Annotated in this window: 14 protein-coding genes; 6 read left to right on the top strand and 8 right to left on the bottom strand. The window is 65.1% G+C overall.

Annotated features, from left to right (window positions below):
• Positions 1-2: 2 nt before the first annotated feature.
• The 5 genes from glgX (at position 3) to ACIPK7_RS16490 (ending at position 6,124) form a co-directional block, all read left to right on the top strand.
• Positions 3-2,129, top strand: coding sequence for a glycogen debranching protein GlgX (glgX, locus tag ACIPK7_RS16510; RefSeq protein ID WP_401088956.1), 2,127 nt, complete (start codon positions 3-5; stop codon positions 2,127-2,129).
• 140 nt (positions 2,130-2,269) lie between these two features.
• Positions 2,270-3,187, top strand: coding sequence for a DUF72 domain-containing protein (locus ACIPK7_RS16505; protein ID WP_401088954.1), 918 nt, complete (start codon positions 2,270-2,272; stop codon positions 3,185-3,187).
• Positions 3,184-3,966, top strand: a complete 783-nt coding sequence (locus tag ACIPK7_RS16500; protein WP_401088952.1) for an endonuclease/exonuclease/phosphatase family protein — start codon at positions 3,184-3,186, stop codon at positions 3,964-3,966. The genes ACIPK7_RS16505 and ACIPK7_RS16500 overlap by 4 nt, the downstream gene beginning before the upstream one ends.
• Positions 3,963-5,162 carry a cardiolipin synthase ClsB gene (gene clsB, locus ACIPK7_RS16495; RefSeq protein WP_401088950.1) on the top strand — a complete coding sequence of 400 codons (1,200 nt, stop codon included), beginning with the start codon at positions 3,963-3,965 and terminating at the stop codon, positions 5,160-5,162. Before ACIPK7_RS16500 ends, clsB begins: the two co-directional genes overlap by 4 nt.
• Positions 5,159-6,124 carry a lysylphosphatidylglycerol synthase domain-containing protein gene (locus ACIPK7_RS16490; protein ID WP_401088949.1) on the top strand — a complete coding sequence of 322 codons (966 nt, stop codon included), beginning with the start codon at positions 5,159-5,161 and terminating at the stop codon, positions 6,122-6,124. The genes clsB and ACIPK7_RS16490 overlap by 4 nt, the downstream gene beginning before the upstream one ends.
• Before the next feature lie 31 nt (positions 6,125-6,155).
• On the opposite strand, the gene ACIPK7_RS16485 is transcribed toward ACIPK7_RS16490, so the two are convergent.
• Positions 6,156-6,479 (bottom strand): winged helix-turn-helix transcriptional regulator, encoded by a 324-nt coding sequence (locus ACIPK7_RS16485; protein WP_401088947.1) that lies wholly within the window; start codon positions 6,477-6,479, stop codon positions 6,156-6,158.
• A gap of 108 nt (positions 6,480-6,587) precedes the next feature.
• On the opposite strand from ACIPK7_RS16485, the gene gstA reads away from it, so the two are divergent.
• Positions 6,588-7,205, top strand: coding sequence for a glutathione transferase GstA (gene gstA / locus ACIPK7_RS16480; RefSeq protein ID WP_401088945.1), 618 nt, complete (start codon positions 6,588-6,590; stop codon positions 7,203-7,205).
• Positions 7,206-7,248: 43 nt separating this feature from the next.
• On the opposite strand, the gene glgB is transcribed toward gstA, so the two are convergent.
• From glgB to ACIPK7_RS16445, 7 genes are all read right to left on the bottom strand, one after another.
• Positions 7,249-9,426: a 1,4-alpha-glucan branching protein GlgB gene (gene glgB, locus ACIPK7_RS16475; protein ID WP_401088944.1), complete on the bottom strand. Its 2,178-nt coding sequence runs from the start codon at positions 9,424-9,426 to the stop codon at positions 7,249-7,251.
• The gene (gene treS, locus ACIPK7_RS16470) at positions 9,423-12,761 is read right to left on the bottom strand and encodes a maltose alpha-D-glucosyltransferase (protein ID WP_401088942.1); all 3,339 of its coding nucleotides are present in this window, start codon (positions 12,759-12,761) and stop codon (positions 9,423-9,425) included. The genes glgB and treS overlap by 4 nt, the downstream gene beginning before the upstream one ends.
• Before the next feature lie 19 nt (positions 12,762-12,780).
• Positions 12,781-14,763, bottom strand: a complete 1,983-nt coding sequence (locus ACIPK7_RS16465; RefSeq protein ID WP_401088940.1) for an alpha-1,4-glucan--maltose-1-phosphate maltosyltransferase — start codon at positions 14,761-14,763, stop codon at positions 12,781-12,783.
• Positions 14,764-14,883: 120 nt separating this feature from the next.
• Positions 14,884-15,759: a Ku protein gene (locus ACIPK7_RS16460; RefSeq protein ID WP_401088938.1), complete on the bottom strand. Its 876-nt coding sequence runs from the start codon at positions 15,757-15,759 to the stop codon at positions 14,884-14,886.
• On the bottom strand, positions 15,747-16,013 hold the full coding sequence (locus ACIPK7_RS16455) for a hypothetical protein (RefSeq protein ID WP_192432540.1): 267 nt from the start codon (positions 16,011-16,013) through the stop codon (positions 15,747-15,749). The genes ACIPK7_RS16460 and ACIPK7_RS16455 overlap by 13 nt, the downstream gene beginning before the upstream one ends.
• Positions 16,003-16,539: an MgtC/SapB family protein gene (locus ACIPK7_RS16450; protein WP_192432541.1), complete on the bottom strand. Its 537-nt coding sequence runs from the start codon at positions 16,537-16,539 to the stop codon at positions 16,003-16,005. Before ACIPK7_RS16450 ends, ACIPK7_RS16455 begins: the two co-directional genes overlap by 11 nt.
• 137 nt (positions 16,540-16,676) lie before the next feature.
• Positions 16,677-19,121 carry a glycogen/starch/alpha-glucan phosphorylase gene (locus ACIPK7_RS16445; RefSeq protein ID WP_401088997.1) on the bottom strand — a complete coding sequence of 815 codons (2,445 nt, stop codon included), beginning with the start codon at positions 19,119-19,121 and terminating at the stop codon, positions 16,677-16,679.
• Between the last annotated feature and the right edge of the window lie 159 nt (positions 19,122-19,280).

The raw sequence follows: 19,280 nt of genomic DNA, 5'->3' as shown, positions 1-19,280 counted from the left end.
CCATGAACCGACGACCACAGTCCCGCGTTACCGAAGGTCGACCCTTTCCCCTGGGCGCCACCTGGGACGGCCTGGGCGTCAATTTCGCGCTGTTTTCCGCCCACGCCACCCGCGTCGAACTGTGCCTGTTCGACGCCCAGGGCAAGCGCGAGGTCGAGCGCATCGAGCTGCCCGAGTACAGCGACGAAATCTGGCACGGCTACCTGCCCGACGCCCATCCGGGGCAGATCTACGGCTACCGAGTGTACGGCCCCTACGAGCCCGACGCCGGGCATCGCTTCAACCCCAACAAGCTGCTGATCGACCCCTATGCGCGGCAGCTGGTGGGTGAGTTGACGTGGTCGGAAGCGCTGTTCGGCTACACCATCGGCTCGGCGGATGCTGATCTCAGCTTCGACGAGCGTGACAGCGCGGCCTTCGTGCCCAAGTGCAAGGTCATAGACCCCGCGTTTACCTGGGGCGAGCAGCAGCCGGTGCGAGTGCCCTGGGACGAGACCGTCATTTACGAGGCGCACCTGCGCGGTCTGAGCATGCGCCACCCGGCCGTGCCCGAGCGCCTGCGCGGCACCTGTGCCGGGCTGATGAACAGCGAGCTGCTGCAGCACCTGCGACAGCTGGGCATCACCAGCCTGGAACTGCTGCCGGTGCACGGTTTCCTCGACGACAAGCACCTGCTGGAAAAGGGCATGAGCAACTACTGGGGCTACAACAGCATCGCCTTCTTCGCGCCCCAGGCCCGTTATCTCGCCAGCGGCCATATCAACGAGTTCAAGGAAATGGTCGCGCACCTGCACGCCGCCGGCATCGAGCTGATCCTCGACGTGGTCTACAACCACACCGCTGAAGGCAACGAGCTGGGCCCGACGCTGTGCATGCGCGGCATCGACAATGTCTCCTACTACCGCCTGCAGGCCGACAACCGCCGCTACTACGTCAACGATTCGGGTACCGGCAACACCCTCGACCTGAGCCACCCGTGCGTGCTGCAGATGGTGACCGACTCGCTGCGCTACTGGGCGACGGAGATGCGCGTGGACGGCTTCCGCTTCGACCTGGCCTCCATCCTAGGCCGCTACGCCGACGGCTTCGACGAGCGCCACAGCTTCCTCGTCGCCTGCCGCCAGGACCCGGTGCTCAGCCACCGCAAGCTGATCGCCGAGCCCTGGGACTGTGGCCCGGGCGGCTACCAGGTGGGCGGCTTCCCGCCTGGCTGGGTCGAGTGGAATGACCGCTTCCGCGACACCGTGCGCAGCTTCTGGCGCGGCGACGAAGGCCAGTTGCCGGACCTCGCACGGCGCCTCACTGCCTCGGGCGACCTCTACGACCAGCGCGGCCGGCGGCCCTACGCCTCGGTGAACTTCATCACCGCCCATGACGGCTTCACCCTGCGCGACGTGGTCACCTACAACGACAAGCACAACCAGGCCAATGGTGAAGACAATCGCGACGGCAGCGACGACAACCGCTCCTGGAACCACGGCGTCGAAGGCCCGACCGACGATGAAGACATCCGCCGGCTGCGTCTGCAGCAGATGCGCAACCTCATGGCGACACTGCTGCTATCCCAGGGCACGCCGATGCTGCTGGCCGGCGATGAGTTCAGCCGCACCCAGCAAGGCAACAACAATGTCTACTGCCAGGACAACGAGCTGGGCTGGGTGGACTGGAACCTCGACGACGAAGGCCGCGAACTGCTGGCCTTTACCCGCCGGCTGATCCGCCTGCGCCAGGCTTACCCGATCCTGCGCCGCGGGCGCTTCCTGGTGGGCGAGTACAACGAGGAGCTGGGCGTGCGCGACGTCACCTGGCTCGCCCCCGAGGGCGAGGAAATGACCGAGGACCGCTGGCACGATCCACAACGGCGCAGCCTGGGCATGCTCATGGACGGTCGCGCGCAACCCACCGGCATTCGCCGCAGCGGTGGCGATGCGACGTTGCTCGTGCTGGTGAATGCCGGGCACGAGGGGCTCGACTTCATCCTTCCGGAAACCGCACAGGGCCGCGACTGGCAGTACCTGCTCGACAGCGCCGAGCCGGCGGATCATGAGCACAGCTGGGAATTCGGCGCCGCCTACCCGCTCGGGGCACGCTCGCTGGCGCTGTTCACCCTGCGCCGTAGCGAGGACTGACCGCAGGGCAATCCCTCTGAACGCTACCGGGCCCGGTTGGGTCGGAACCTCCAGGCGCCCGGAAAACAGCCACTGACCAAGGAGAATCCAATGAGCCCTGCCGATACCCGCCCCAGCCTCCCACAATCGGCCAACTGATCATGAAGGCTTTGCACATCGGCATCTCCGGCTGGCGCTATGTTCCCTGGCGCGGCGACTTCTACCCCGAAGGACTCCGCCAGAAGGATGAACTTCGCTATGCCTCCCGCGCGTTCAACAGTATCGAGCTCAATGGTTCGTTCTATTCGCTGCAAAAGCCCGAACGCTATCGTCAGTGGGCCCAGGACACCCCGGACGGTTTCGTCTTCAGCGTCAAGGGTCCGCGCTACATCACCCATATCAAGCGCCTGCGCGACGCAGAAGAAGGCCTGGCCAATTTCTTCGCCTCCGGCCCGTTGGAGCTGGGTGACAAGCTGGGCGTCTTTCTCTGGCAACTGCCGCCGAGCCTGAAGTATGACGAAGAAGTCGTGGAAAACTTTCTCGCTCTTCTACCCCGGACCTCTGAAGCGGCGCTGAAACTGGCAAAGAACTCGGCGACACGACGGCCGGAACACTGGCCCGGGTCGCTGGCCAGGCGCCCCCTGCGCCACGCCATGGAGGTTCGCCACGAAAGCTTCGCCTGCGCGCAATTCGCCCAGCAACTACGCCGCCACGGCGTTGCGCTGGTCTTCGCCGACGCGCCCCGCAAGTGGCCCTACGGCGAAGACCTCACCGCCAGGGACTTCGTCTACCTGCGCCTGCACGGTGACAAGGAACTCTACGCCAGCGGCTATGGCGATCCCGCGCTCAAACGCTGGAAAGAGCGCGTAAGCCGCTGGCGGCTCGGACTGCAACCCGCCGACGCGAAGCTGTTCGACAAATCGACCCGGGGCGACCGCCGCACCCGCGAGGTCTTCTGTTACTTCGACAACGACGTGAAGGTCCGCGCGCCCTACGACGCCAGCAAGCTCATGGCACTGCTAGACCTGACGCTGACGGATCGCCAGGAACCGGGCAAACCCGCAGGGGACTGGACATGAGCCTGGCCGAGCCCGGCCCACGAGGCCTCGCCCAGGCGCAGGCAGAGACCCTTCTGCGGGTACTGACAGTGAACACCCACAAGGGCTTCAATGCCTTCAATCGGCGCTTCATCCTTCACGAGTTACGCGATGCGGTGCGCGCTACCTCGGCGGACCTGGTGTTCCTCCAGGAAGTCCATGGCGAACACCAGCTGCATGCCCAGCGCAATGCCAACTGGCCGCAATCACCGCAGTACGAATTCCTCGCCGACAGCATGTGGCCGGCCTTCGCCTACGGACGCAACGCCGTCTACCCCGAAGGCCATCACGGCAACGCCCTGCTTTCGCGCCTGCCCATTCGTCGTTGGGACAATCGCGACGTTTCAGTGGCCGGCACCGAAGAACGCGGCCTGCTCCACGCGCAGATCGACCTGCCAGGCGAGCGCGTGCTGCACGCGGTCTGCGTGCATCTGGGCCTGCACGAATCGCAGCGGCAGCAGCAGATCCAACTGCTGTGCGCCCTGGTTGGCGAACTGCCGGCCAGCGACCCGGTAGTGGTCGCCGGGGACTTCAACGACTGGCGTTGCAAAGCCACCGGCCTCCTGTCCGGCTGCGGGTTGCGCCCAGCGTTCGCCGAAAGCGGCGGCGAACCGCGCAGCTTCCCCGCGCGCTGGCCGCTGCTGCGGCTTGACCGCATCTACGTGCGCCACCTCAAGGTGACCCTGAGCGAAGTGCTCAATCGCAAGCCCTGGCCACACCTTTCCGATCACCTTCCATTGCTCGCCGAGGTATCGCTATGAACGAGGTATGGCGCGACGGCAATTGCGTGGAGCTGCTGATCAACGGCGAAGACTTCTTTCCCAGCGTGTTCCGCGCTATCGAGGGCGCGCAGCGCGAGGTTCTGCTGGAGACCTTCATCCTGCGCGACGACAAGGTGGGGCGCGGGCTGCGCCAGGTGCTGATCGACGCCGCCAATCGCGGCGTCCGCGTGGAGGTAATCGCCGACGGTTACGGCACGCCGGACCTGGGTGCGAGCTTTATTGGTGGCCTGCTGGATGCCGGCGTGCGCCTGCATCTGTTCGACCCGCAGCCACGGCTTCTGGGCATGCGCACCAACCTGTTCCGCCGGCTGCATCGCAAGCATGTGGTGGTAGACGGCGCGGTCGCCTTCGTCGGCGGCATCAACTACTGCGCTGACCATCTGGCCGACTTCGGCACCATGGCCAAGCAGGATTATGCGGTGAGGATCGAAGGCCCCAGCGTGGAAGACATACGCCACGCCTGCCTGGAACTGCTCAGCCAGTACGGCGACATGCCGGCCGCTGACGCCGTGCACCCCGGCAGGCCGGCAGGCCCTTGTCGGACCTGCCTGGCAATCCGCGACAACCTCTACCGCCGCACCGAGATCGAACAGCACTACCTGCGCGCCATCGGCCAGGCGAGGGAACGACTGCTGATCGCCAATGCTTACTTCTTTCCCGGCTATCGCCTGCTGCGTGCCCTGCGCGATGCGGCCGGGCGCGGGGTAAAGGTGCAACTGATCCTCCAGGGCCTGCCGGACATGCCGCTGGTTCGGTTATGCAGCAAGCTGCTCTACGACACTCTGCTGCGCGACGGCGTGGAAATCTACGAGTACTGCGAGCGCCCGCTGCACGGCAAGGTCGCGGTGGCCGACCGGCGCTGGGCTACGGTGGGTTCGAGCAACCTCGATCCACTGAGCTTGTCGCTGAACCTGGAAGGCAACCTGATGATCGAGGATCAGGCCTTTGCCAGCGGCCTGGACGCGCATCTGCAGCGCCTCGCCGGCGACAGCTGCCGCCGCGTCACCCGCCAGTACGCGCGCCGCGGCTACTGGTGGCGAGCACCGCTGATATTCCTCAGCTTCCACTTCCTGCGTCACTTCCCGGCCATCGCCGGGCAACTTCCGGCCCATCGGCAGACTCTCCATCCCGCCAGCATCGACGATGAGACAGGCCATTCGCAGGTGCAGCCATGAACCGCAAGCGTTTCTGGAAGGCGGCCAATCGTGCCTTCAACATCTTGCTGCTGATCGCTTTGCCGGTGCTGTTGTTCCTGCTGCTGCGCGCAACTGACTGGGACGAGGTGTTCCGGCTGTTGCGTGAGTACAGGCTCAGCACCCTGGCGCTGGGCATGCTGATCGCCGTTTGCAGCTACGGCATCTTCAGCAGCTTCGATGTGCTCAGCCGCTTCTACATCGGCCACCCGTTGCCGGTGCGGCGCGTATTGACCGTGGCTTTCGTGTGCAATGCCTTCAACCTCAACCTCAGCTCCTGGGTGGGTGCCATCGCCCTGCGCTACCGCCTCTATGGACGACTGGGGATGAGTACGGGAGACATCACGCGCATCCTTACCTTCAGCCTGATCACCAACTGGTACGGCTACCTGCTGCTGGCCGGAGCGCTATTCGTCTCCGGTTTTCCCAACCTGCCGGACAACTGGTCGCTGGGGCAGAACGGCCTGCGCGCCATCGGCGTATTGCTGCTGGTGCTCGGCGCCGCCTACCTGCTGGCCTGCCGCTTCGCCCGCCGCCGCGCATGGGGCTGGAAACGCTACCGGCTGAACCTTCCGACGTGGCGCCTGGCGGCGCTGCAAGGTCTTGCCGGGGCGAGCAACTGGTCGATGATGGCCTTGCTGATCTACAGCCTGTTGCCCGCCTCGGCCAGCTACCCGGAAGTGCTGGCGACCCTGATGATCAGCAGCATCGCCGGCGTCGTGCTGCACGTTCCGGCGGGGCTGGGGGTGATCGAGACGGTATTCATCACGGTACTGCGGGACCATTTTTCCCGCGGTGAACTGGTGGCCGCGCTGATAGGCTACCGGGTGCTGTACTTCCTGATCCCGCTGCTGCTCGCCTGCCTGGTCTACCTGTGGCTGGAGCGGCACGCGAAGAAGCTCAAGCGCCGCGCGCAGCGGCGGGAAGCGGCGCGGGTTTCGTGACAGCAATGATGCCGACGGATCTGGTACGGCTCTAGGCTTCAGGGCGGGCCTTGAGCCAGAGGCCGAAGGTCTTCACCACGTCCACCACTGGCCGCAAACGGTCACCGTCAGCGCTCAGGCAGTACTCCACGCGCGGCGGAACCTCGGGGTACACGGTGCGAATTACCAGCCCCGCGTCCTCCAGCGCTCGCAGTTCGGCGGTCAGCACCCGCTGGGAAATCTCCGGCATATCGCGGCGCAACTCGTTGAAGCGCTTGCTGCCTTCGAGCAGGTATGACACCAACAACAGCCGCCAGCGCCCGCCGATCACCCGCATGGCTTCCTCGACCGAGCAACCCGAAACGTTCTTCTTCATCTTTGCTTTCCGGTAACCTTTTTGTGCCCAGCGCACCAAAAAGTGCGTTCTTACGCGCCGCATCGGAGTCGGGAATACTGGCCGCCCATTTCCGACCAGGCCCACCCGATGAAGCTCTACTTCGCTCCCAACGCTTGCTCCCTCGCTCCGCACATCGTCCTGCGCGAGCTTGGCCTGCCATTCTCGCTGGTGCGAGTGAACAACCTGACCAAGCGCACTGCCGATGGCGGCGACTTCTACCGGATCAACCCGAAAGGCTATGTCGCAGCACTGGAGCTGGAAGACGGCACGGTGCTGACCGAAGGCGCGGCGATTCTACAATACCTCGCCGACCTGCAGCCCGAGGCAGGCCTCGCGCCCCTCAACGGCAGCCTGGCGCGCACGCAGCTGCAAGCCCAGCTGAATTTCATCGGCAGTGAGTTGCATGCGGGGATGAGCCCGCTGTTCAGCAGCGAGATTCCGGAAGAGGTGAAGGCTTTGCTGCGTAGCAAGCTGGCGAAGCGGCTGGCCTACATAGAGCGGGTACTGGGCGAGAACGGCCATTGCTTCGGCGAAGGTTTCAGCATCGCTGATGCCTACCTGTTCACCGTGCTGGGCTGGGCGGAGCACCTGAAGGTAGACCTCTCGCCCTTTCCTGCCATCCGCCGCTTCCGCGATGCAACCGGAGCACGCCCAGCAGTCATCGCAGCACTTCGAACCGAAGCCGAATCAGCAGCCGTGGCGTGACTCCTCGAATGGGCCGCGTCGGTGATCGCGGGCGCGGCCCCTCCTACAGGTCGATGGCGTCTCCCGCCGGGCGCAGGATCAGGCAGCCCAGCGGCGGCAGGTCCAGCGCCAGGGACTGCGCCTGCCCATGAGACTCATGCGGGTCGCTCTCCAGCACCCCGCGACTGCCGGCGCCGGAGCCACCGAAGTTGTCGGCATCGCTGTTGAGCAGCACCTGCCACTGCCCCGCCAGCGGCACGCCAATGCGGTAGTGCGGGCGCGGCAACGGGGTGAAGTTGTGTGCCACCAGCAGCGGAGCGCCGTCGCCGGCTAGCCGCAGCCAGGCGTAGACGCTGTTGCGCGTGTCGTCACCGATCAGCCAGTGGAAGCCCTCGGCGCGATCGTCGAAGGCGTGTAGCGCGGGTTCCTCGCGCAATAGCCGGTTCAGCTCGCGTACCAGCGCCTGGGCGCCGAAGTGCTCGGCGTAGCGCAGCAGGTACCAGTCCAGCTGGCCGTCGTGGTCCCACTCGCGCCACTGGCCGAACTCGCAGCCCATGAACAGCAGTTTCTTGCCCGGATGGGTCCACATCATCGAGAGGAACAGCCGCAGGTTGGCGAACTGCTGCCAGCGGTCCCCCGGCATCTTGCCCAGCAGCGAGCCCTTGCCGTGCACTACCTCGTCGTGGGAAATGGGCAGGATGAAGTGCTCGGAAAAGGCGTAGAGCAGCCCGAAGGTCAGTTTGCTGTGGTGATAACGGCGGTTGACCGGGTCCTCGCGAATGTACGAAAGGCTGTCGTGCATCCAGCCCATGTTCCATTTGTAGGCGAAGCCCAGCCCGCCCTCCTCCGTGGGCCGGCTGACGCCTGGCCAGGCGGTGGATTCCTCGGCGATCACCAGCGCGCCCGGCGCCTCGGCGTGCACCACGGCGTTGAGGTGGGTGAGGAATTCGATGGCTTCGAGGTTTTCCCGCCCGCCGTGGCGGTTGGGTATCCACTCGCCGTCCTTGCGCGAATAATCGCGGTAAAGCATCGAGGCCACCGCATCCACCCGTAGCCCGTCGATGTGGTATTCGCGCAGCCAGTGCAGCGCGGAGGCCAGCATAAAGCCATGCACTTCATTGCGGCCGAGGTTGTAGATGTAGGTATCCCAGTCCTGGTGGAAGCCCTCGAACGGATGCGCGTACTCGTAAAGCGCGGTGCCGTCGAAGTGCGCCAGGCCGTGGGCATCGGTGGGGAAATGTGCCGGCACCCAGTCCAGGATCACGCCGATCCCTGCCTGATGGCAGCGATCGACGAAACGGGCGAAATCCTCCGGGCTACCGTAGCGCGCGGTAGGCGCGAACAGCGACAGCGGCTGGTAGCCCCAGGAGCCACCGAAGGGGTGCTCCATGATCGGCATCAGCTCGATATGGGTGAAGCCCAGGTCGCTGACATAGGGAATCAACCGGTCGGCCAGTTCGTCCCAGCTTGGCGCGCGGTTTTCCACCCACTGCCAGGAGCCGGCGTGCAGCTCGTAGATCGACAGCGCCCGGTCGAATCCCTGGTGCTCGCCACGCTGCAGCATCCATTGATCGTCCTGCCAGGCGAAAGGCGTCGGATCCGGCACCCGCGAGCCAGTGGCCGGCGGCATCTCGGTGGCCAGCGCCATGGGGTCGGCCTTGAGCGGCAGCAGCCCTTCCTGACCCAGCAGTTCGTACTTGTAGACTTCGCCCGGCTGCAGGCGAGGGATGAACAACTCCCAGACCCCGGCCGGGTAGCGCAAGCGCATAACGTGCCGGCGGCCGTCCCAACCGTTGAAGTCGCCCACCACCGACACCCGTCGAGCGTTGGGCGCCCACACCGCGAAACGCACACCCGGCACGCCCTCGTGCTCGATCACCTGCGCGCCGAAGCACTTGCCGAGCTGGCGATGATTGCCCTCGGCGAACAGGTAGAGGTCCAGCTCGCTGAGGGACGGGCCGAAGGCGTAGGGGTCTTCGGTGACCTGCTCATGCTCCGGCCAGTGGATACGCAGGCGGTAAGGTGTCTTCTGCGGCAGACGCGCGACGAACAGCCCGCTGGCATCCAGCGCTTCCATGGCGACGAGAAACTGGTCCTGCGGCGACAGCAGCTCCACCGCCAGCGCGCCGGGCAGCCACGCCCGCACCAGCTCGCCGTCTTCATCCTGGTGCGGGCCGAGGAAGGCGAAGGGATCGGCGTGGTCTGCACGCTGCAGATGGTCCAGGTCGTGGTGCGGGGTCATGTACGTCCTCCAATCAGGTGTCGCGCCAATTCAAAGAGTCCCTGCAGCGGTACTTCCAGCCAGTCGGGACGGTGACCGGCTTCGTAGAGCACTTCGTAGGCAGCCTTCTCCAGGCTGAACAGGGCCAGCGCCGCTCCCTCACCTTCGCGGCCGTGCCATTCGTGGGGCAGGTCGACTGCGGCCGCGCGGTAGGCCTCGAGGAAAGCGTCCCGAGCTTCGCGTCGGTAGCGCAGTGCCAGCTCGGCGCGGGCCGCTTGGACTTCGGCCGGCGCCTCGGTGCCCTGGGCGCTGCGCAGGGCCATCACGGCGGCGTAGTCGAAGGAACGCAGGACGCCAGTCACGTCCTTGAGCGGACTGTGGCGTCGGCGGCGCTCGGCCAGCGGACGGTTCGGCTCGCCTTCGAAATCGATGAGGAAGGCGTCGCCCTGCACCACCAGCACCTGCCCCAGGTGCAAGTCTCCGTGAACGCGGATCATCACCCCGCCCTCCGCCAGCCGCGCGAGATTGCCCACGGCCTGGAGCAGTTCGCGGCGTTTCTCAAGCAGCCAGTCGACCATCACGCCGCCGCGTTCATCCAGATGGGCTCGCGCTCCCTGCAGCGCATCCAACGCCTGCTCGATCTGCGCGCTGATGCTGCTGGTCCACACCGCGCTGTCGGCGGCGGCGCTGCGATGCAGGCCGAATTCGGGCTCATCGCTGGCCTCGGCCAGCAACTGGTGCATCTCGCCCAAGCGCTGACCGAGCCGGCCAGCGAACAGGCGCAGCTCTTCCATTACACCGAATTCAGGCTCGGGGGCGTCCGCTCCTGGCAACAGGCCATCGCGCATGGCGCGTTCCAGCTGGTTCAGTGTCCAGCTCCAGGCATCGCCCTGGTTGCTCAGGTAGCCCTGCAGCAGCATCAGGGTGTGCGGCTCGCCGCGGGCGTCGATGCGGCGTACCTCGCCCAGCAATGGTGCGATGTTGGCGAAGCCGCGACGGCTCAGGTAACCGCCCATTTCTGATTCCGGATGCACGCCAGGGAAGACCCGGCGCAGCAGCTTGAGCAGCAATTTGCCGCCAATCAGCGCCGAGCTGTTGGACTGGTCGACGCTGAGTACACGGATCTCCGCGTCGTCGTCGATCTCGCTGTACTGCAGCAAGCCGGGCTGCGGAAGGAACTGCAGCTCCCCGGCCGGGCCCTGCATGGTCGCAGTCTCGCGCAGCAGACGCAGCACGAGGCGGCTGAACGCCGGCAAGGCGAAAGCGTCGGTGAGCAGGCCGACCTTGCGCCCACGGCGCAGCCGCGCCAGCGCCAACTGCCGAGGCAGGTCGTTACCCGCGCTGCCCTTCTCCGGCACGGCGGCCAGGGGCAGTTGGTAATGCTCTGCTCCCTCCGCCCCGTTGACCTCCACTTCCGCAAGCATCGGCGCAGCATCTGCGTCACCCAATGGCATGGAGTAGAGAAGACGCGCGCTGCCCGCCTCCAGGCGGCCCCGGGAGAACCAGCGGCGCTTGGGCAGGTAACGCGGCAGCGAATCGCTCTCCAAAAGATCCCGCGGTGCGCCGTTCATGATTTCACTCAGGCGCTGGGCGAGCACCAGCGTCGGCAGCTCGGGCATACGCTCCACCGGCTGCACATGCCACGCGGGCATCTGCTGGCTGTCCGCCAGGTAGAACCAGTAGAAGCCATAGGGCGGCAGGGTCAGCAGATAGGTCATCCGGCCAATGGGTGGGAAGGACGCGCCGCCCAGCATTTCCACCGGCACGCGACCGTCGAAGGCCGACAGGTCCAGCTCCACTGCCTGGGCGGCGTTGGACAGGTTGGCGACGCAGAGGATGGTGTCTTCGCTCGCGCCCTCGCCGTTCTCCGTCCTGTACTGCCGAAGGTAGGCGAGGATGCGCCGGTTGGGCGGCGACAGCATGCTGATGCTGCCGCGCCCGAAGGCTTTCTGCTGCTTGCGCACGCCGAGCATGCGGCGCATCCAGTTGAGCAGCGAATGCGCATCGCGCGCCTGGGCCTCGACGTTGACGCTCTGGTAGCCGTAGAGCGAATCGAGGATCGGCGGCAGCACCAGGCTGGCCGGGTCCGCGCGTGAGAAGCCGCCATTGCGGTCTGCCGACCATTGCATGGGCGTGCGCACGCCATCGCGGTCGCCTAGGTAGATGTTGTCGCCCATGCCGATCTCGTCGCCGTAGTACAGGGTCGGCGTGCCGGGCATGGACAGCAGCAGACTGTTGAGCAGTTCGATGCGTCGGCGGTCGCGCTCCACCAACGGTGCAAGACGCCGGCGAATGCCCAGGTTGATGCGCGCGCGACGGTCTGCGGCGTAATAGTTCCAGAGGTAGTCGCGCTCGTCGTCGGTGACCATCTCCAGCGTCAGTTCATCGTGGTTGCGCAGGAAGATCGCCCACTGGCAATTATCGGGGATGGCCGGGGTCTGGCGCAGGATGTCGCTGATCGGGAAGCGGTCTTCCTGGGCGATGGCCATGTACATGCGCGGCATCAGCGGAAAATGGAAGGCCATATGGCACTCGTCGCCAGGGCCTGCGTCCGTCCCTCCAAAATAGGGACGCGTGTCTTCCGGCCACTGGTTGGCTTCGGCCAGCAGCATGCGGTCCGGGTAATGGGCGTCCAGCTCGGCGCGGATTCGCTTGAGCACCACGTGGGTCTCGGGGAGGTTCTCGTTGTTGGTCCCGTCGCGCTCTATCAGGTAGGGAATAGCGTCCAGCCGCAGGCCGTCGACGCCCATGTCCAGCCAGTAGCGCATCACCCCGAGCACCGCGCGCAGCACCTGCGGATTGTCGAAGTTCAGGTCCGGCTGATGCGAATAGAAGCGGTGCCAGAAGTACTGCCCGGCGACCGGGTCCCACGTCCAATTGGACTGCTCGGAGTCGATGAAGATGATCCGCGTCTGGTCGTACTTGCTGTCGTCGTCGGACCACACGTACCAGTTGCGCGCCTGCGAACCTTTCTTCGCCCGCCGTGCGCGCTGGAACCAAGGATGCTGGTCGGAGGTGTGGTTGATGACCAGCTCGGTTATCACCCGCAGGCCGCGCTCATGCGCCGCATCGATGAAGCGGCGGGCGTCGGCGAGGGTGCCGTAGTCCGGGTGCACGCCCTTGTACATGGCAATGTCATAGCCATCGTCGCGCCGTGGCGAGGGGTAGAACGGCAGCAGCCAGAGGGTGTTCACCCCCAGCTCGGCGATGTAGTCGAGCTTCTCGATCAGCCCGCGGAAGTCGCCGATACCGTCGTTGTTGGCGTCGAAGAAGGACTTCACATGAAGCTGGTAGATGACCGCGTCCTTGTACCAGAGCGGATCATCGAGAAAGGGACGGGTCTTGCGCTTGGCCATGGTCGCAATCCTTCAGAGTTCATGTCTCGGGGCGCAGGCGCCAGATGCCGAACGGCAGGTGCCAGGGATCGATGCGCATCCACTGGCGTTTGCCGTGCCACGTCCAGCGATGGCCGTTCATCAAGTCCTCGCCGCCCATGGCCGCGTCATCGGGCAGTCCGAATTCCCAGAGCGGCAGCTCGAAGTCGGCTTCCTGGGCGTTGTCCGGGTCGAGGCTGACCGCCACCAGGATGAAGTTGGACAGGTCGGCCGTGCGCTTGCCGAACAGCAGGATGTTGTCGTTGAACACGCGATAGGCCTGGAATCCGAGGTGGCTGTGCAGCGCCGGATTCTCGCGGCGGATGCGGTTGAGCCGCGTAATTTCGCCGACGATATTGCCGGGGGCGTGGTAGTCGCGCTGGCGCAGCTGGTACTTCTCGGAATCGAAGTACTCCTCCTTGCCCGGCACCGGGTCCGCCTCGCACAGTTCGAAGCCCGAGTACATGCCCCACAGCCCCGAGCCCATGGTTGCCAGCGCCGCGCGGATGAGGAAACCGGCGCGCCCGGAGCGCTGCAGGAAGAATGGGTTGATGTCCGGCGTGTTGACGAAGAAGTTCGGCCGGTAGCAGTCGCGCAGAGGCGGCTGGTTCAGCTCGCTGAAATACTCCTCCAGCTCCTGCTTGGTGTTACGCCAGGTGAAGTAGGTGTAGCTCTGGCTGAAGCCGACCTTGCCCAGCCGCGCCATCATTGCCGGGCGGGTGAAGGCTTCGGCGAGGAAGATCACCTGCGGGTGCTCGCGGCGTACTTCGGCGATCAGCCATTCCCAGAACGGCAGCGGTTTGGTGTGCGGATTGTCGACGCGGAACAGGGTGACGCCCTGCTCCACCCAGCCCAGCACCACCTGCAGCAGCGCCATCCACAGGTCGGGCACGGCGTCCGGCGCGTAGAAGTCGACATTGACGATGTCCTCGTACTTCTTCGGCGGGTTTTCCGCGTGACGGATGGTCCCGTCGGCGCGCCAGCTGAACCAGCCGGGATGCTCGCGCAGCCAGGGATGATCCGGCGAGCACTGGATGGCGAAGTCCAGGGCGACCTCCAAGCCGTGTTCGCGGGCGGCGTCCACCAATTCACGGAAGTTTTCCAGAGTGCCCAGCTGCGGGTGCACAGCTTCGTGACCGCCCTCCTCGCTGCCGATGGCATAGGGGCTGCCGGGATCATCCGGGCCGGCCTGCAGGCTATTGTTACGCCCCTTGCGGTGCTGGCGGCCGATGGGATGGATCGGCGGAAAGTAGAGGACATCGAAGCCCATGGCGGCGATATCCGGCAGGCGGCGGTGAACGTCGGCGAAGGTACCGTGCTGGCCGGGCACGCTGCTTTCCGAGCGCGGGAACAGCTCGTACCAACTGGCGAACTCGGCCAGCGGACGCTCCACATCCAGCTCGAAGGTCAGGCTGCGCGTCAGGTACGGGCGGTGTTCCGCTCGCTGCATTACTTCCAGGGTACGCGGCGCCATGAGCAGGCCGAAGCGCGCCTCGCGCCCTTCGCTGCCCTGCAGTTCGCGGACGATCTGCGCAAGCTCTGCTTCGCAGTCCTCCGGCGCGGTCTGCAGCACGTTCTGCAGTAACTCGATGCCCTCGCGGAACTCCAGGTCTACCACTTGCCCAGCGGCGTACTTCTTCTCCAGTTCATAGCGATAGCTCGCGTAGCTGTCGATCCAGGCCAGCACGATGAACTCAGCACGGCCGACCTGGGTCGGGGTGATGTGCGCTTCCCAGTGGTCATTGCCCAGCGGCAGCAATGGCGTTTTCTGCCAAGGCTGGCCCTTGCCTTCGCGCCAGGCGACTTCGGCACCGAGCTTGTCGTGACCATCACTGAAAATGCGCGCATGGATGCGCGAGGAGCGGTGGCAGATGGCCTTAGCGGCAAAGCGACCACTTTCCAGACGTGGCTGCACATCCTCGATAACGATGCGCGCCTCATTGGCGGCGGCTTCGGCCCGGCTGGCCGGATTCTCCAGTTCCATCGCGGCGCCCTCCTCGCGGCGGTGCGCGCCCCCTGGCGCGCTCATGGTGGATTGGCGAGCTACAGGGGTTGGAAACGACGCTGTGGCGGCAAGTTCAGGCTAATTGAGCCAGCGGTTGTTTCAGGAGGTCTTGCGCCGGGGCGCGCTCTTGCTCGAGGTGGTCTTGCCAGTGGTGCTCTTTTTCGGCGCCGCGCTGGCCGCGGTGCGCCGCTTCCCGTCTCCCTTCAGGCTGCGCTTGAGCAGCTCGGTAAGGTCGATGATGTCCGCGCCTTCGCCACTTTTCGCCTCCACTTGGGGGACGCTCTCCAATTGCCCTTTGGCCGCCTTTTGCTCCACCAGGCGATGGATTTCCTCGCTGAAGCGGTCTTCATAGTCCGCCGGCGTCCAGTGGCCGGACATCTCCTTGACCAGCCGCTCGGCCATTTCCTGCTCACGCTTGTCCAGCTTCACCTTATCCAGCGCAAGGCCCAGTTCGTCGACCTCACGCACGTCCGCCGGCCAGCGCAGGGTCATCAGCAGGATGGCTTCGCCGTCCTCGCGAAGCATCGCCAGATGCTGGCGGCTGTGCATTACCAGTTGGCAGACGGCGGCCTTGCCCGTTTTCTTCAGCGTGTCGCGCAGCAGCACATAGACCTTTTCGCCGCGCTTCTCGGGCGTGAGGAAATACGGCGAGTCGTAGAACGGTACGGGGATTTCCTCAATGTCGATGAAGCTCAGGATGTCGATGCTCTGGGTCGCCTCCGGGCGTGCGGCGCGGATTTCCTCCTCGCTGATCACCACGTAGCGCCCCTTCTCCAGCTCCACGCCCTTGACGATATGTTCCTTGGGTACGTCCTTGCCAGTCACCTTGTTCACCCGCTTGTAGCCCACCGGTTCAAGGCTGCGCTCGTCGAGCCAGTCGAAGTCGGTGCCGCTTGCGCGCGACGCGCTGTTGAGTGCCACCGGGATGTGCACCAGGCCGAAGCTGATGGCGCCTTTCCAGATCACACGGGCCATGGGCAGTCCTCCTGCAGGGTTACGCCATCATCGAAGTGCACGCGGCCTTCGCCGTCGATGTCCCGGACTCGTTCGAGCATCCAGCGAGCCGCTCCCTCGGCCTCTTCGCTGTTCTGGCTGCCTGGCGCATAGACCCAGAGCACGACCACCGCTGCGCCTTCGCGGGCAACCTGGTACTCGATCAGGCCGGTGTAGCGGCCGTTATCGAACATGGCGTCGGTCCAGGCACAGGCCTGGGGAAATTCACGGAACATCACGGTCCTCCCGCTGCTGGCCGGGCTGTCGCACCGCCAGTCGTACCGGCTCCTCTTTTTGCTCCCCGCCATGGGGCAGGCAGTGCAGCACCAGCAGCGCCAGCAGGGTTCCCAGCACCGCCGTCGCCGAGTGTCCGAGCCCCACACTGATGCCGATGGCGGTGCTCAGCCACAGGCCGGCGGCGGTAGTCAGCCCTTTCACATCCGAGGCCCGACTGCCCTTGAGGATGGTGCCCGCGCAGAGGAAGCCGATCCCGGCGGCGATGCCCTGGATTACCCGGCTGACCGCATCCGCCTCGGCGCCACCCTCGTGGATCGCCATCACGAATAGCGCCGCGCCCAAGGTGACCAGCATGTGCGTACGCAGTCCAGCCGCCTTTCCCTTGCTTTCGCGCTCGTAGCCAAGCACGCCGCCCAGCAGGACGGCGAGCGAAAGGCGCAGTGAGGCACGGGTGATCTGTTCAACTTCGCTCAGGTCGGAAAACTCGGTGACCAGCGTCAGCCAGATGCGCTCCAGTGTGTCCATGTTCGGCTCTTGTTGCGGCACTCGATAACAATCCAGACACGCGCACTGGCCATTTGGTTTGCTTGACTTCACCGAGCACCACTGACCGTCCGGCAGAAAGCCACGAGCCACCGCTCTCCGCGACTGTCACGGGCTGCTCAGCCCTTGCCCACGGGCACCTGCCAGATATCCTGGGCGTACTCGCGGATAGTCCTGTCCGAGGAAAACCAGCCGACTCGTGCGGTATTGAGCATCGAGGCTTTCCACCAGCGTGATGGTTTGCGCCACAGTTGCTCCACGCGCTCCTGCGCGTCCCAGTAGGCGTCGAAGTCCGGGCAGACCATGAATCGGTCGTCGTAGCGCAGGCTGTCAACCAGGGCGGCATAGCGCTGCGGGTCGTCCGGCGAGAACACTCCGCTGCTGATCGCCATCAACGCCTCACGCAGGCGTGGCGAATCTGCGATCTCGTTGTGCATGACCAACTCCCCCGCTCGCTTGCGTGCCTCCACCTGCTGCGCCTTGAGGCCGAAGATGAACATGTTCTCCGGACCGATGCGCTCACACATCTCAACATTGGCGCCGTCCAGAGTGCCGATGGTCAACGCTCCGTTGAGGGCGAACTTCATGTTGCTGGTACCCGAGGCCTCCAGGCCCGCGGTGGAAATCTGCTCGGAGAGGTCCGCCGCAGGAATGATGGATTCGGCCAGGCTGACGTTGTAGTTGGGAATGAACACCACCTTGAGTAGACCGCGCACGGTGGGGTCGGCGTTGACCGTGCGGCTGATGTCGTTGGCCAGCTTGATGATCAGTTTGGCCAGCACATAGCTGGGCGCGGCCTTGCCGGCGAAGATTTTCACCCGTGGCACGCGCTCGGTGGTCGGGTCATTGCGGATGTCCTGATACAACGCCACGGTGTGCAGAAGATTGAGCAATTGCCGCTTGTATTCGTGAATGCGTTTGACGTGAACATCGAACAGCGCTTCCGGATCGACACGCAGACCAAGACGCTCCTCGATCAGCGCGGCCAGGCGCTGTTTGGCGTTGCTCCGCTGCTGGGCGAAGCGCTGGCGCACGGCGGATTTTTCGGCGTGAACCGCCAGGTCGCGCAGACGGTTCTCGGGATTGTCCAGGACGTCGTCGCCGAGGGTGTCCACCAGTAGTTCGGTCAGTTCCGGGTTGGCCTGGAACAGCCAGCGGCGGAAGGTCACGCCGTTGGTCTTGTTGCTGATGCGGTTCGGGTACAACCGGTGCAAGTCGCGGAACACCGTTTCACGCATGAGTTCGGTGTGCAGCGCGGAGACACCATTGACGCTGTGCGAACCGAGGAATGCCAGGTTCCCCATGCGCACGCGGCGGCCGTGATCCTCCTCGATCAACGAGACCGAACGCAGCAGGCCGAAATCATGGATGCCCTTGGCGCGCAGGGCATCGATGTGGAAGGCGTTGATCAGGTAGATGATCTGCATGTGCCGAGGTAAAAGGCGTTCCATCAACCCCACCGGCCAGGATTCCAGCGCCTCGGGCAGCAGCGTGTGGTTGGTGTAGGACAGGGTTGCCACAGTCAGCTCCCAGGCGTCGTTCCACTCCAGCCCGCGCTCGTCCAGCAGCAGCCGCATCAGCTCGGCCACAGCGATGGCCGGGTGGGTGTCGTTGAGCTGGATGGCCACCCGTTCGGGCAGTCCATAGACGTCCTCGCCCTTGCCCAGGTGGCGTTGCATGAGGTCCTGCAGGGAGGCAGCGACGAAGAAATACTCCTGGCGCAGGCGCAGCTCCTGTCCGGCCTCGGTGCTGTCCGCTGGATAGAGCACGCGGGAGATGCTTTCGGCTCGCACGGTGTCGGCTACCGCGCCGAGGTGATCGCCGGCGTTGAAGCGGTCAAGCTTCAAGGTTTCCTCAGCGCGGGCACGCCACAGGCGCAGGGTATTGACGCTGGCGGTTCGCCAGCCGACCACGGGCATGTCGTAGGCCACCGCGCGCACGCGCTCCGCCGGCTCCCAGCGCTGGCGCTCGACGCCATCGGCATCCGGCTCGCTGTGGACGATGCCGCCGAAGCCGACGCTGTAGGTCGACTCGGGCCGCTCGAATTCCCAGGGGTTGCCGAAGTCCAGCCAGGTTTCGGTGTGTTCCTGCTGCCAGCCATCGCCGATCACCTGCTTGAACAGCCCGTGCTCGTAGCGGATGCCGTAGCCGTGGGCGGGGATATCCAGCGTTGCCATGCTTTCCATGAAGCACGCTGCCAGCCTGCCCAGGCCTCCGTTACCCAGCGCCGCGTCAGGCTCCAGCAGACGGATGCGTTCCAGGTCAACGCCAAGCTCCGACAGCGCCTGGCGCGCCACGTCGAGCAGGCCGAGGTTGCTCAGGTTGTCGATCAGCAGGCGGCCGATGAGAAATTCCAGGGAAAGGTAATAAACATGCTTGCGCGCGCTGCGATCGATAGCGCGGGTGGTCTCTTCCCAGTTGTCCACCTGGTATTTGCTGGTGGCCAGGGCCACAGCTTCGAACCAGTCATGGTCAAAGGCGTCTGCTGGGTCCTTGCCTACCGCATAGCGCAAGCGGGTGAGCACGGCATGCTTGAATATCTCGACTGCCGACTGATCGGGAATGCTGTCCAGGGCCATTGCCATCTCCTGCGTGTGTCGGTGACTGATTGCAGATGGCGCGCGAAGCGCCCCAGTGCATCTGTCCGCAAGGAAAACGCTGAGTTCAGACCTTTTTCCCTATGGGCATGGCCCGTTCATCAGAAACGCCGAACCAACGGGGAC

Origin of the sequence: Pseudomonas sp. NPDC086581, from assembly GCF_044746165.1 — a bacterium.
Classification (GTDB): domain Bacteria; phylum Pseudomonadota; class Gammaproteobacteria; order Pseudomonadales; family Pseudomonadaceae; genus Pseudomonas.
This window is presented reverse-complemented; position numbering and strand designations above follow the sequence as displayed.